The organism is Asticcacaulis endophyticus, assembly GCF_014652575.1.
Taxonomy (GTDB): Bacteria; Pseudomonadota; Alphaproteobacteria; order Caulobacterales; family Caulobacteraceae; genus Asticcacaulis; species Asticcacaulis endophyticus.
In genome coordinates, this window is sequence record NZ_BMZB01000001.1 from 954205 (window position 1) to 967481 (window position 13277).

At 57.0% G+C, this 13277-nt stretch carries 12 protein-coding genes; 3 read left to right on the forward strand and 9 right to left on the reverse strand.

Translation table 11 applies throughout. From position 1 onward, the window contains the following. Positions 1-5: 5 nt before the first annotated feature. Together gmd and IE102_RS04335 are read right to left on the reverse strand one after the other, a co-directional pair. Positions 6-1079 (reverse strand): GDP-mannose 4,6-dehydratase, encoded by a 1074-nt coding sequence (gene gmd / locus IE102_RS04330; protein ID WP_189485137.1) that lies wholly within the window; start codon positions 1077-1079, stop codon positions 6-8. Beyond that, positions 1072-2163, reverse strand: a complete 1092-nt coding sequence (locus IE102_RS04335; RefSeq protein ID WP_189485138.1) for a glycosyltransferase — start codon at positions 2161-2163, stop codon at positions 1072-1074. The genes gmd and IE102_RS04335 overlap by 8 nt, the downstream gene beginning before the upstream one ends. 417 nt (positions 2164-2580) lie before the next feature. On the opposite strand from IE102_RS04335, the gene IE102_RS04340 reads away from it, so the two are divergent. Continuing rightward, positions 2581-3570 carry an FkbM family methyltransferase gene (locus IE102_RS04340; RefSeq protein ID WP_189485139.1) on the forward strand — a complete coding sequence of 330 codons (990 nt, stop codon included), beginning with the start codon at positions 2581-2583 and terminating at the stop codon, positions 3568-3570. 11 nt (positions 3571-3581) lie between these two features. Here IE102_RS04340 and rfbA read toward each other — a convergent pair whose 3' ends face one another. The 4 genes from rfbA to rfbC are packed head-to-tail and all read right to left on the reverse strand — an operon-like array spanning position 3582 to position 6965. Next, on the reverse strand, positions 3582-4457 hold the full coding sequence (gene rfbA, locus IE102_RS04345; protein WP_189485140.1) for a glucose-1-phosphate thymidylyltransferase RfbA: 876 nt from the start codon (positions 4455-4457) through the stop codon (positions 3582-3584). Next, positions 4454-5359, reverse strand: coding sequence for a dTDP-4-dehydrorhamnose reductase (gene rfbD, locus IE102_RS04350; RefSeq protein WP_189485141.1), 906 nt, complete (start codon positions 5357-5359; stop codon positions 4454-4456). The genes rfbA and rfbD overlap by 4 nt, the downstream gene beginning before the upstream one ends. A 2-nt stretch (positions 5360-5361) precedes the next feature. Beyond that, positions 5362-6414, reverse strand: coding sequence for a dTDP-glucose 4,6-dehydratase (gene rfbB / locus IE102_RS04355; RefSeq protein ID WP_189485142.1), 1053 nt, complete (start codon positions 6412-6414; stop codon positions 5362-5364). Positions 6415-6422: 8 nt separating this feature from the next. Next, entirely contained in the window at positions 6423-6965 is a 543-nt protein-coding gene (gene rfbC, locus IE102_RS04360) for a dTDP-4-dehydrorhamnose 3,5-epimerase (RefSeq protein ID WP_189485143.1), read from the reverse strand. A 95-nt stretch (positions 6966-7060) separates the two neighbouring features. On the opposite strand from rfbC, the gene rimO reads away from it, so the two are divergent. Next, on the forward strand, positions 7061-8470 hold the full coding sequence (gene rimO / locus IE102_RS04365; protein ID WP_189485144.1) for a 30S ribosomal protein S12 methylthiotransferase RimO: 1410 nt from the start codon (positions 7061-7063) through the stop codon (positions 8468-8470). On the opposite strand, the gene IE102_RS04370 is transcribed toward rimO, so the two are convergent. The 3 genes from IE102_RS04370 to IE102_RS04380 form a co-directional block, all read right to left on the reverse strand. After that, a complete protein-coding gene (locus IE102_RS04370; RefSeq protein WP_189485145.1) occupies positions 8467-9771 on the reverse strand; it encodes an HlyD family type I secretion periplasmic adaptor subunit in 1305 nt (434 codons plus the stop codon). The two genes, rimO and IE102_RS04370, sit on opposite strands and share 4 nt — an antisense overlap. Continuing rightward, positions 9768-11678 carry a type I secretion system permease/ATPase gene (locus IE102_RS04375; protein WP_189485146.1) on the reverse strand — a complete coding sequence of 637 codons (1911 nt, stop codon included), beginning with the start codon at positions 11676-11678 and terminating at the stop codon, positions 9768-9770. Before IE102_RS04375 ends, IE102_RS04370 begins: the two co-directional genes overlap by 4 nt. Positions 11679-11818: 140 nt before the next feature. Next, positions 11819-12286: a hypothetical protein gene (locus IE102_RS04380; protein WP_189485147.1), complete on the reverse strand. Its 468-nt coding sequence runs from the start codon at positions 12284-12286 to the stop codon at positions 11819-11821. 84 nt (positions 12287-12370) lie between these two features. Here IE102_RS04380 and IE102_RS04385 point away from each other — a divergent pair, with 84 nt between their 5' ends. Next, the gene (locus IE102_RS04385; protein ID WP_189485148.1) at positions 12371-13273 is read left to right on the forward strand and encodes an alpha/beta fold hydrolase; all 903 of its coding nucleotides are present in this window, start codon (positions 12371-12373) and stop codon (positions 13271-13273) included. Positions 13274-13277: the final 4 nt, after the last annotated feature.

The following is a 13277-nucleotide window of genomic DNA, read 5'->3' on the forward strand; positions in this document are numbered from 1 at the left end:
AACCGTTACCAGAGTACGCTCTGCTTGTTCCAGAACAGTGTACCATCCTTATAGCGACGGCGGTCTTCGTTGACCATTTCCGATGCCAGTTCATGGATCTTGACCGTGGCTTCCCAGCCCAGCAGCGCCTTGGCCTTGGCCGGATTGCCGATAAGCAGTTCGACTTCGGCGGGGCGGAACAGATCGGCTGAGACCTGCACCAGCAGTTTGCCGCTCTTGGCGCAGTAACCGCGCTCATTGACGCCTTCGCCTTCCCAGCGCACCGTAATGCCGGCGGCATCGAACGACAGATTGACGAAGTGGCGAATGGTGTGGGTTTCACCGGTCGCGAGCACGAAGTCATCGGCCTGATCGTGCTGAAGGATGCGGTGCATACCATCGACATAGTCACGGGCATGACCCCAGTCGCGCTGAGAGTCCATGTTGCCGAGCGTCAGGATGATGTCTTCGCCTTCGGCGATCAGGGCGACCGCACGGGTAATCTTGCGGGTCACGAAAATTTCGCCGCGGTTCGGGCTTTCATGGTTGAACAGAATGCCGTTTGAACCAAACAGGTTGTAACCTTCGCGGTAGTTCACCGTTATCCAGTACGCATAAAGCTTGGCGACAGCATAGGGGCTGCGCGGATAAAAGGGCGTGGTTTCGCTCTGCGGGACTTCCTGAACCAGGCCGTAAAGCTCTGAGGTCGACGCCTGATAGAAGCGGCAGGTATCGATCAGGCCCAAAAGGCGGATCGCCTCCAGAAAACGTGTCGTGCCGACGCCATCGGCATTGGCGGTATATTCCGGCGTTTCAAAGCTGACCGACACATGGCTTTGGGCGGCAAGGTTATAAATTTCTGTCGGGCGGATAGCTTCCACCAGACGGAAGATCGACATAGAGTCGGTCAGGTCGCCATAGTGAAGGAAGAATTTCCCGGCATTTTTAGGGTTGTTGCGGATTTGCTCTAGGCGGAATTCGTTGTAGTGCGAGGCGCGACGACGCATGCCATGCACGGTGTAGCCTTGCTCAAGCAACAGTTCAGCCAGATAGGCGCCATCCTGACCGGTTACGCCGGTGATCAACGCAATCTTAGACATTCTTATAGGTTCCCTCAAATACTTGTGCCTGTAAGGCGACACTGTTGCGGATATTATAGGTTTCAAAAATAGCTGTACGGGCGGCCTCAACCTCAAGCGGTTCAGCCTGTAATCTTTGGGCCAGTTCTATGTGGTTGCCGATATCAAAGCGTTCAAATGTGTCGCCAAAATATTTGCGGGTTTCGGCGAACGACAGGTTGTTGGCCCCCAGGACGCGGCCGCCGGCCTCCATGGCCAGCACGATCACGCCCGACATGCTCTGGCCCACTTCGATATAGGGCAAAACGACGGCGTCGATATCGCGCAGAACGTGGACAAAATCATCATCGTCCAGGCTGCCGATGAACTTGATCCGGTCGGTGATCGGCTTGGTCAGACGTTCATCAACCACTTCGGTTTTTTCGAGGTAATGGTTGACGCGGGCAAGCTTGGCCAGCTTACGCTCACGCTCGGCATCTTCATTGGCGATCAGGTTAAGGATGCTTTCCAGATAAGGGTCAACATCCTTATAGGCCTTGATGGACTGGGGGTGCTGGCTGCCTGCGATGACCAGATGCCAGTCCGTTGGCAGTTGCGCTACGGTCTTAATGGCCGTCTCGATGCCTTTGTAATTTGATATATAGCCGAACACGCCAAACAGCTTAGAGCCTTGCGGCAGGCCGAAACGGGCAGCAAGATCGGCCTTGGGCAAGGCCTTGACCTTTTTCTGCTCTTCCTTGTTCAGGAAGGCCAGAGGATAATGGATGACGTTTTTAAAGCGGAACACGTCGCGGATGACGCGGTGCTCACGCTTGGCATGGACCTTGATCCACACATTTTTGCGCGCCGACTGTTCTTTACAATGCAGGACGATGTTGTGGTAAAGAACCGAAAATTCCTTGTTGCGGAAGTGATGAAACAAAGGCCCGGCGCGTAAGGCGCGCACTGATTTGCCAATCGCTTCGATGAGGCTGGTCGTTTCGGCCACATCCACGCGGTGCATGGTCAGGATCAGGTTGGGCGCGGCGTCAATAAGCCACTTCATGCGTCGCAGGATCGCCCCGGCCGTAGCCCCATAAAGGCCGGCTTCGAACTGAATGTTCACATAGTCGTAATTTTTCAGCTTGGCGCAAATGCTTTTAATGTGTGCATCAGCATGAATGTTTATAAAAGGCTGTGGCTTTTGCAGTAGAAATAAGTCGAGTGGAATAACATCAACGTCAAATATTTCAGAAAAGGCAACTTTTAGTACGTGTGTATATGAAGCATTGCCGCAATTTTCATTATATGTACTTATAATGGCGAGTTTTTTTCTTTGCAAACCGGGCGCCCCAAACTTACGATTGAAAATCAATTTAGTGAATTATAATGTTTTTCCGTGGGGTTCAACCCCTTTTTAACGAAGTCTGTTCGCAGTTGCAGAATTGCTTTAGTCTTGATGTGCAAAGCCAGTCAGGGCGTCTGCGGTGTTATTTTATAGTCGTTTGTGTCGCGGTCTGCGACAGGTTTAAGGGTGCAATGAATGTCAAATGAAGCCAATACCTCCGATAAGCTTCTGGCGCACATCGACGGGCTTTTGGAGCGTGAGCGGGCCTTTCGGGAAGATTTCTCCCATAGCCTGAAACGTGAAATTCTGGCCCATATTGATCATAAGCTTGATCGGCTTTTGGCGCGCCCGCAGGCCCTGCCGCTTACCCAATCGGCCCGTGTGTTCATGCATACGAACGATGGCCATAGACTGATCCTCGACATGAAGGAAAAGTTCATGGCGCTGCATCTGCTGGAGCATGGCCAGTGGGAGGATCATCTGCGGCGGGTTATGGCCGCTATACTCACCCCTGGCGGCACCTATATTGATATCGGGGCCAATATTGGCGTCCATCTGCTTTATGCCGGCCATCTTGTTGGGCCATCGGGTAAGTGCATAGCGTTTGAGCCGCATCCGGTGACCTATGCCATATGCCACGAAAACCTGGAGATAAATGGCTTGCTGGAGCGGGTTCTATTGTTTGATGAGGCGGTATCGGATGTGGCCGGACAGGTCCTCGATTTTGAATATTTCACCCAGCACCCGGCCATGTCAGGATTTAAGGTCTCGGCAGAGCGGCTGGAAAAGTTTCATGGCGATGTACAGACGATAAAGGTTAACACCACCACCATAGAGGCCCTTATCAATGCTCATGATATTGAACCGGATCTGATCAAAATTGACATAGAAGGCTTTGAGATTTTCGCCCTGAAAGGTGCCGGTGATACGATTGGGACATCAAACCGGACATGCTACGTCATAGAGTATGAAAAGGCTCTGACCTGTTCGGTCTTGGGCTATGATCCTATTGCTGAAATCTATGATCTGTTTGCGGGCAAAGGGTATCTGGCACTGGCGCTGAGATCAGATCTTACAATTGTTAAACTTGATCGCGATGCGATCTTGCAAGATATTGCGGGTGATTATCTTTTCGTTCGACCCGATGGCCCGCACTGGCCGCAAATCGCGGCACTTATGACGTAATCGAGTTTTCTTTACAGCGGGAAGGCATCCTTAAGGCCGGACAGGTATTTGCCGTAAAGGCTGCCGCTAAAATTTTGAGCGAGTGCGGCCAGGGCCTGAGAGTCGATATAGCCCCGCCGCCAGGCCACTTCTTCGGGGCAGGCAATTTTAAAGCCCTGACGTCTTTCGAGGATACGCACGAACTCCGCCGCCTCCAGCAGGCTTTCAGGGGTGCCGGTATCAAGCCAGGCATAGCCGCGGCCAACGGTCTTGATGTCCAACTCGCCGCGCTCAAGGTAAGCGCGGTTGATGTCGGTGATTTCATACTCACCGCGTGCAGAAGGTGTTAGGGTGGATGCGATATCGCACACCTTATGGTCATAAAAATATAGCCCGGTAACCGCCCAGTTGGATTTGGGATTTTGCGGCTTTTCCTCGATCGAGACGGCGCGCATGGCCTTATCGAACTCGACCACACCATAACGATTTGGGTCAGACACCTGATGGGCAAACAGGCAGGCGCCGTGGGTGAGCTTGGTGGTTTGCTCCAAAATAGTGGCCAGATTTGAGCCGTAGAATATGTTGTCGCCGAGGATTAGGCAGGACGGTTTACCGTCAATGAAATCGGCGCCAATGACAAAGGCCTGAGCAATGCCCTGCGGCTGAGGCTGGGGGATGTAGGACAGCTTAATACCCCACTGGCTGCCGTCGCCGAGCAGCTTTTCAAACAGGGGCAGGTCGTGCGGTGTGGTGATGATCAATATATCGCGAATACCCGCCAGCATCAGCGTCGTCAGCGGATAATAGATCATGGGTTTATCGTAAACCGGCATCATCTGCTTCGAGACAGCCAGTGTCATCGGATGCAGACGCGTGCCCGTGCCGCCTGCCAGAATAATACCCTTCATGCCGTCTCTTTTCTATGGGGTTCGCCAGACATCATTTCATCCAGACACGTCATGAGGCTGTGACGCCAGGGTGGAAGCGCAAGGCCATAAGCCTGTGATATTTTACGACAATCAAGGCGTGAATTGGGCGGCCGTTGCGCGGCTGTGGGAAACTGAGCGCTTGGGATGCGGATAAGGTGTGGACGGCGCATGCCCCGTGCTGCCAGATCGGTGAATACGGCATCGGCCAGATCCGCCCAACTGGCGCTGCCGGGGGCGGTGAGGTGAAACAGGCCGCGCAGGGCGGGGTCGCGGTCGTTGTGCAGCCGTGCGCAGACAGTCAGCAGGGCGTTTGCCAGATCAAGGGCTGAGGTCGGGCCGCCGTACTGGTCATCCACCACCCTGACCTCGTCGTGGGTCTGGGCCAGCCAATACATGGTCTTCACAAAATTATGGCCATAGGGCGAATAAAGCCACGAAGTGCGCAGGACGACATGTCCCGTTGCAGCAAGGACGGCCTGCTCTCCGGCCCGCTTGGTTCGCCCGTAAACATTGATGGGGCCGGGGGTATCCGTCTCGTCGTAGGCACCGGTTTTCAGGCCGTCAAAGACATAGTCGGTCGACAGATGAATCAGCGGAATGTTCAGGGCGGATGCGGTGTGCGCTAATAGTGCGGGGGCCATAGCGTTGATCTGTTCGGCCATGTTCGTATCGGATTCCGCCTGATCGACCGCCGTATAGGCGGCGGCGGAAAGTACGACATCTGGCTTGGTCGCGATTATGGCCGGGGCGATACTGTCAGGACGGCTAAGATCAAGCTGCGGCCGCCCGATGGGGATGATCTCTATATCGCTGTGGCTCTGTGCGGCGGCGATCAGGGCGTTTACGACCTGACCCCCCGTTCCGGTAACGGCTATGCGCATGGTTATGACCTGAGCATGCCTAAGCGTTCCCCGGCATAGACGCGTTCGCGTAGCGGCCCCCACCACGCTTCGTTGTTAAGATACCAGTCGACGGTTTTCTCAATACCGCTGTCGAAGGTTTCCTGTGCGCGCCAGCCCAGTTCGGTCTCAAGCTTAGTGGCGTCAATGGCGTAGCGGTAGTCGTGGCCGCGCCGGTCCGGCACAAAGCTGATCAGGCGGTCATGCGGGGCGCTGCGGGGGCGGCGCTGATCCATGAGCGCGCAGACGCGGCGGATAACGTCTATATTGGTCCACTCATTGCGGCCACCGACATTATAGGTCTGCCCCGTTCGGCCGCGCATGGCGATGAGGTAGAGGGCGCGGGCATGATCTTCGACATAGAGCCAGTCGCGAATGTTCGAGCCATCGCCGTAAACCGTAAGCGGCTTACCCTCCATGGCGTTGAGGATATTGAGCGGGATCAGCTTTTCCGGAAAATGATAGGGCCCGTAATTATTGGAGCAGTTCGTGATAATTACCGGCAGGCCATAGGTGCGGTGCCAGGCCATGGCCAGATGGTCAGACGCGGCTTTGGAGGCCGAATAGGGCGACGACGGGCTATAGGGTGAGGTTTCGGTGAAGCTGCCCTCATCGCCCAGTGAGCCGTACACCTCATCGGTGGACACATGCAAAAAGCGGAACTGCTGCCGGGCCTCATCCTTGAGCGACAACCAGTAGTTTCGCGCCGCCTCCAGCAGGGTGAAGGTGCCAACCAGATTGGTTTGCACGAAATCACCGGAACCGGTTATCGAGCGATCAACGTGGCTCTCGGCGGCCAGATGCAGGATGTGGGTGGGTTGAAAGCTGGTGAGGGCGGCACTCACCGCCTGAGCGTCGCAAATATCGGCTTTCAAAAAGCGGTAACGAGGTGAGGTTTCGACAGGGGCCAGAGACTCCAGATTACCGGCATAGGTCAGCTTATCGAGATTGAGCACGTCTGCGCCGATTTCCGATATCAGATACCTTACGACCGCCGATCCGATAAAGCCGGCGCCGCCGGTGACCAGAATTCGCATATTAAGCCTCAAATCATCTCAGCCAGCCGGGGCTGCGCTTTGTCTTTCGCAGATAATATAACCAAAGCCGGATCAAATGGCCATGCCACACTGATATCAGGGTCATCAAAGGCGATACCGGCCTCATGTTCGGGGCTGTAGGGGTGGGTCACCTTGTAAAAGACCTCGGTATCGTCTTCCAGCGTGACATAGCCGTGGGCAAAGCCTTCAGGCACCCACAACTGCTCGCCGCCTGATGCCGTCAGCGTTTGCCCCAGCCAGCGCCCAAAGGTGTCTGAGCCTTTGCGGATATCGACCGCGACATCAAAGATCGAGCCTTTGAGGCAACGCACCAGCTTGCCCTGCGCGGCGGGAGACCGTTGATAGTGAAGGCCTCTCAAGGTCGCGCGATCTTTCGACAAGGCCTGATTGTCCTGTACGAAGGTGACATCGGCCACCGTCTGGCGAAACGCGTCATCGCGAAAGGCCTCATAAAAATAGCCACGCGCATCTTCGTGCCGTTTGGGCAGGATCAGGGCGGGGCCTTTAATATCAAAATGCCTGACGTGCATAAGTGGCCTTTATGGACTGTATGGACGCGCGGCTTATAGGATGCCCCGTCGTGATTGTCTTGCCTTATGCGCTAAAATCTGTATTACGCACGTAAATGTCCACATCCTTAAAAACCGATGCCCCCAAGGTGGGTTTTGTCTCGCTGGGTTGCCCCAAGGCGCTGGTCGACTCTGAGCGCATCCTGACCAAGCTGCGCCATGAAGGCTATGACACCGCCGCGTCTTACGCCGGTGCCGATGTGGTGGTCGTCAATACCTGCGGGTTTCTGGATTCCGCCAAGGAAGAAAGCCTGAACGCCATCGGTGAGGCTCTGGCCGAAAACGGTAAGGTCGTGGTCACTGGCTGCATGGGTTCTGAGGCCGATATGATCCGCGCGCGCTTTCCCAATGTCGCGGCCATCACCGGCGCGCACCAATATGACGCGGTTATGGACGCCGTCCACAATATCGTGCCGCCCAGACCCGATCCGTTCCGCGAGTTGATCCCCGCCAACGATCCGGGCGTGCGCCTGACGCCCAAACACTATGCCTATCTCAAGATTTCCGAAGGCTGCAATCACCGCTGTAGTTTCTGCATCATCCCGCAGCTTCGTGGCGATCTGGCCTCGCGGCCCATCGGGGATGTGCTGCGTGAGGCCGAGATTCTGGCCCAAAGCGGTGTCAAGGAACTGCTGGTGGTGTCGCAGGACACCTCGGCCTACGGCCTTGATATCAAATATGCCCAAGGAGAATGGCGCGGCCAGACATGGGATGCGTCGTTTGAAGATCTGGCCCGTGGGTTAGGCGAACTGGGCATCTGGGTGCGCATGCACTATGTCTACCCCTATCCGCATGTGAACAGCGTCATCCCGCTGATGGCCGAGGGCAAGATCCTGCCCTATCTCGATATCCCGTTCCAGCACGCCTCGCCCAAGGTGCTTAAGGCCATGAAGCGGCCTGGCAATCAGGACCGCACGTTAGAACGTATTCGGTCGTGGCGCGAAATTGCCCCCGATATCACTATCCGCTCGACCTTTGTGGTTGGCTTTCCGGGAGAGACCGAAGCCGATTTTAACTTCCTGCTGGATTGGCTGGAAGAGGCGCAACTGGACCGCGTCGGGGCTTTTGCCTATGAGAACGTCGATGGCGCGCCCGCCAAAGACCTGCCCGACCATGTGCCGGAAGAGGTCAAGCAGGATCGTCTGGCCCGCTTCATGTCGGTGGCGGCGCGCATCAGCGCCCAAAAGCTGCAAGCCAAAGTGGGTCAGGTCGTGGACGTGCTGGTCGATAACATCCGCGCCGATGGCACAGGCGTGGCCCGCACGAAGGGCGATGCGCCGGAAATCGACGGTCACATCTTTCTCAAAGGTTTCACGGGTCTTAAGGTCGGTGAGTTCGCCAGAGCCAAGGTCATCCGCGCTGATGCCTTTGACCTCTACGGCGAACCCGAAGGCCTGATCAAGCTCGACCGCCTGCCGACCGCCCGCCCAAAAGGCAAGGTCCACCGCATTATTTCGCGGTTTTAGTCTTCTTTAAATGTGCGGTTCATCTGATCGGTCAGCGGCTTCATGAAGTAGCTGAGCGCATTGCGGCGCGTGGTTTCGATATGCACCTCAACCGGCATGCCTGATATCAGAGCTTCACGCAGCGATTTGGGCAGATCAACACTTTTCAGGGTCAGTCTGGCCTTATAGTAGCTGATGCCAGTCTTTTCATCGGTTTCAACATCAGGGGATACCATATCCACCCGTCCGCGGGCTTCGGGCGTGGTCTGAGAGGCGAAAGACGTAAAGCGGATATAGGCCGCTCGGCCAGAGGCGACCTGATCAATATGTTGGGGGTCGATGCGGGCTTCGACGACCAGATCATCAGCCTTGGGCACGATGTGCATCAGGGTCTCACCTGGCGCCACGACCCCGCCACGGGTATGGATCAGAAGCTGTTGCACCGTGCCGTCAACCGGGGCTTTGATTTCCACCCGGTTCATGGCGTCGGTGGTGGTGACCTGCTGCTCATTGAGTTGCGACAGCTTGGTCTCGGTATCTTTGAGTTCAGCCATGATCTCACTCAGGCTTTCCGAGTCGATCTGAAGCATCGCCAGCCGGATCTCTGAGGTGCGGGTGCGGGTGCGGGCGATGGTGGCTTCCAACTGTCCTTTTTCGCCCTGCAGGCGTTCAGCTTCGCGCTCAAGCTGGTTAAGGCGGGTAATTGAGGCATAGCCTTTGGCGTGCAGATCACGCACCGACACCAGTTCTTCGCGAATGAGCCGGGCCTGCTGGCCCTGTGACTTTACCTGCGCCGCAAGGCCGTCGATTTCATGGGCGCTTTGGGCAATCTGCTCATTCAGTTGGGATTTTTTCTGAACGCGCGCCGATCTGCGGGTGGTCATAAGGGCGCGTTCCGCCGCGATGATCCGGTCAAATTCTGCCGAGGGCTGAGTGAGGCCTGTGGGGACGCTGAAGCTGGTGCGGCCATCACGCTCGGCCTCCAGTCTGAACTTACGGGCGGTGAGTTGCCATATCTGGCTTTGGACAATGGCGGCATTGGCACCGGCGACGGTGCTGTCAAGCCGGGCCAGCACCTGACCGGTCTTGACCTGATCGCCATCCCGCACAAGGATATCATAGACAATGCCGCCTTCGCGGTGCTGAATCCGCTTCTGGCTGGATTCCACGGTCACGCGCCCCGTGGCGATAACCGCCCCCGACAGGGTGGCCAGTCCGCCCCAGCCCAGAATGAATACGGCCAGCAGGGCTATGATGGCAAAGCCCGCTTTTTGCTGAGCGGCCATGCTGGAATTAAAGGGTTTCATATCCTGAGCGCTCATGGCTGACCTCCGCCATTGCCCGCAGGCGTTGGCACAATGCGGGCGGCCGGTGTGCCAGAAGCCGTTGCATCAGACGGTGTGGCGCTATTGGCGGCGGCGGGCGGCAACCGGCGTTTCAGAACTTCGTCGCGTGGGCCAAAGGCTTTTTGAACGCCATCCGCCAGAACCAGCATCTTATTGACCGATTGCAGCACACTGCGGCGGTGGGCAAAGACTATGGCAATGCCGCCGCGTTTGCGGATCTGGGCGACGGCGCGCACCAGTGCGGCCTCCCCATCCGTATCAAGGGCAGAATTCGGCTCATCCAGAACCACCAGGAACGGGTCTTTGTACAGGGCGCGCGCCAGGGCCAGCCGCTGCCGCTGACCGGCAGACAGGCGTGACCCATCATGACCTATGTCGGTATCAAAGCCCTGCGGCAGGTGGCGGATAAAGTCATCTATCCCGGACATGCGGGCGGCGCGCAGTATGTCTTCTGACGAAGCGTCCGGGGCAAAGCGGGCGATGTTTTGGCCCACCGTGCCGCTAAACAGATCAACCCCCTGCGGCAGGTAGCCGCAGAATGCGCCCAGATCGTCCGAAGTCCATTGGTTGAGGGTTGAGCCATCCAGCCGGATGGCGCCCTTGGCAATGGGCCATACCCCCATGATGGCGCGCGCCAGGGTCGATTTACCGGAGCCGCTGGGGCCGATGATACCCAGCGCATCACCGGCGCTCAGTTCAAAGTTTATGTTGTTCAGCAACAGCTTTGACGGGTCCAGCGGAGAGACGATGTGCAGGTCCTGAACGGTGATATTTTGCGTTGGGCGGGGCAGGTTAGTGTCTGGCTCTGCCGGCGGGGTCTTCATCGTCGTCTCCAGCCGGTGATAGGACTGACGCGCGGCCACGAACCCGCGCCACTGGCTTATGGCCAGTTCGACCGGGGCCAGAGCGCGCCCCAAAAGAATGGAAGCCGCAATCATCACGCCACCAGTCGCATCGCCTTCGATCACCAGATAGGCCCCCAGAGCCAGCACCAAAGACTGCAGGATCATGCGGATAAACCGCGACACACTGGCGTAAAAGCTCAGGACGTCGCTGTTTTGCAATATGGCCAACCCGGCGGCATCGCTTTTGACGCGCCACTGTTGTTTCAGGGCTGAGGTCATCCCCATGGGGACGACCGTTTCGGCCGCCCTGCGCGCGGCATCGGCCCATTCCGAAGCCTCAGTGTTCACGCGGATCACCTGTTGCTGATAGGCCTTAGTCGAGCGATCGCTGAGCCAGGTAACGCCGGTCAGGAGCAGTACGCCCGCCACCCCGCACAGGCCCAAAGCCGGGTGCAGTATGAACAGCAGAACGACGTAGAGCGGCATCCACGGCAGGTCAAAGATTGCAGCAGGACCACCACCGGCCAGAAAATTACGGATATGCGACAGGTCAGAGAACGGCGAGGCGCCTCTCACCTGCGACGCGGGCAGGCCTGAATGGGTATTCAGGGTAAACACGCCGTCGCGCAGGCTGAGGTCAAAATAGCGGCCAATGCGGGCAAATAAACGCGACCGGACCGTCTCAAGCGCTGCGATAAACATATAAAGCACGACCACCAGAACGACCAGCGCCATTAGGGTGGGCAGGCTGCGGCTGGGCAGGACGCGGTCATAGACCTGCAGCATGAACAACGACCCGGTCAGGGCCAGAATGTTTATGGCACCACTGAATACCGCCGCCGAGATAAAGGGCTTACGCGCCGAGGTAAGAACACTGCGGACATCGAAAGAGCCAGGCGCAACCTCCGGGCCGGAGCGACCCTTAAATAAGCCAAGGTCACGGGTAATGATGGCGTTAATCCGGCCGGTCAGTGTGGCTGCGGGGCGCGTATTTGCGGGCTTAGCATCGGAAGGGTTTGGCGTGTGGTTTTGTCTCATATACGGTAACCTGACGCCCCTTTCAGACAGTTGATGGCTTAAAACACGACTGTGCCAGATCGGCAAGTCTGCTCATAGCCATTACTACATAAAGGTTTATTTGGAGTGTGTGCAGCGAAAGGTTTTTCCCAAACACAGGCTTAAGGTGCGATCCAGAATCCAAACCGCAGGACCGGGTGGGTGATGTCCTTGAGCGGCCAGTCATATTCGGCGGCGGCGCGTTTAAGCACCCTGCGCGGGGACAAAACCCAGACACGTTGCGACAGGTGCCAGCCTTCAATCGTATGTGATTTGGGGATGAAATAGATATCGCGGGCGTCCATTTCGATGCTATGTATGGCCTCAAGCGGTATTTCCTGGCCGTCGGGGGCTACGAAAACCTTACGCGCCGGATCATAGGCGAACAGGGGTTTTTCGATGACGCTCAGGGCGATCATGCCGCCCAAAGCCACCCACATCACCAGCATGGCCAGCCCCTGTCCCTTGGCCAGCATCAGCCCAGTCATAAACGGGGACGCGATCAAAAGCGCAATCGTATAGCTGTTGAGCACGCTGCCGCTCCAGTAAAGTTCAGTGAGCGCATGGGGCTGAGACGGTCTTAGATTCATATCTTCTGCTGTAACGATTATTTTCGTCGTAATCCACGCCTATTTGTGGCTCAGTTGACCCCACCATCAGAGAGGATTCCGGTAATGTTGTCTTTGCACAGATCGCCTGCGAATACCGCCCCCCCTTTCGAGGAGCGCTGGTGGTCATCCGATGACAGCCTGCGCCTTTATGCGCGCGACTATGCAGGTGCGGGCGGGGGCATCCATCTGCCGGTCGTGTGCCTGCATGGCCTGACCCGCAACAGCGCCGATTTCGAAGGGGTGGCGCCCTATATCGCCGCTACGGGCCGGCGCGTGATTGTGCCGGATATCCGCGGGCGGGGCTTATCCGACTATGACACTGACCCGAAAAACTATCATCTGTGGACCTATGCCAAGGATGTGCTGGATTTATGCGATGGCTTAGGGATCGCGCGCGCAATTTTCATTAGCACGTCGATGGGCGGCTTAACGACTATGGTGCTGTCGACCCTGCGGCCCGCTTTGATCAAGGCCGCCGTGCTCAATGATGTTGGTCCTGTGTTATCGGCTAAGGGCCTGACGCGCATCGCCGGTTACGCCGGTAAGAACCGCTCTGAGATTAAGTCCTGGCATGAGGCCGCCGACTACGCCCGCCTGCATAATGAAATCGCGTTTCCGGACTATGGCCATAAGGACTGGATGGCCTTTGCCCGCCGCCTGTTTCGTGAGGGCGATGACGGGCTTAAGCTGGCCTATGATCCGGCGATTACCATTCCCGTCTCTGCGCCGACGTCGCCGGCCGTCTATGACATGATGCCGCTCTATATGTCGCTGAGCACCGGCAGGCCGTTGCTGCTGGTGCGCGGGGCGCTGTCCGACCTGATCGAAGATCATGAGGTCAAGGTGATGCAGGGCATCTCACCGGACCTGACGCGCGTCGATGTGGAGGGGGTAGGCCATGCCCCTATGCTGACCGAAGCCTCATCAAAGGCCGCCGTTCTGGAATTTTTGCAGGATTTGCCGTAGCTTT

What these genes read in the sequence shown, in the direction of transcription:
- rfbC (WP_189485143.1), bottom strand. Translation starts at nt 6,965, where the DNA reads ATGCACGTCAGGCATTTTGATATTAAAGGCCCCGCCCTGATCCTGCCC.
- IE102_RS04340 (WP_189485139.1), top strand. Translation starts at nt 2,581, where the DNA reads ATGTCAAATGAAGCCAATACCTCCGATAAGCTTCTGGCGCACATCGAC.
- rfbB (WP_189485142.1), bottom strand. Translation starts at nt 6,414, where the DNA reads ATGCGAATTCTGGTCACCGGCGGCGCCGGCTTTATCGGATCGGCGGTC.
- IE102_RS04370 (WP_189485145.1), bottom strand. Translation starts at nt 9,771, where the DNA reads ATGAGCGCTCAGGATATGAAACCCTTTAATTCCAGCATGGCCGCTCAG.
- rfbA (WP_189485140.1), bottom strand. Translation starts at nt 4,457, where the DNA reads ATGAAGGGTATTATTCTGGCAGGCGGCACGGGCACGCGTCTGCATCCG.
- IE102_RS04385 (WP_189485148.1), top strand. Translation starts at nt 12,371, where the DNA reads ATGTTGTCTTTGCACAGATCGCCTGCGAATACCGCCCCCCCTTTCGAG.
- IE102_RS04380 (WP_189485147.1), bottom strand. Translation starts at nt 12,286, where the DNA reads ATGAATCTAAGACCGTCTCAGCCCCATGCGCTCACTGAACTTTACTGG.
- rimO (WP_189485144.1), top strand. Translation starts at nt 7,061, where the DNA reads ATGTCCACATCCTTAAAAACCGATGCCCCCAAGGTGGGTTTTGTCTCG.
- IE102_RS04375 (WP_189485146.1), bottom strand. Translation starts at nt 11,678, where the DNA reads ATGAGACAAAACCACACGCCAAACCCTTCCGATGCTAAGCCCGCAAAT.
- rfbD (WP_189485141.1), bottom strand. Translation starts at nt 5,359, where the DNA reads ATGCGCATAGCCGTTACCGGAACGGGGGGTCAGGTCGTAAACGCCCTG.
- gmd (WP_189485137.1), bottom strand. Translation starts at nt 1,079, where the DNA reads ATGTCTAAGATTGCGTTGATCACCGGCGTAACCGGTCAGGATGGCGCC.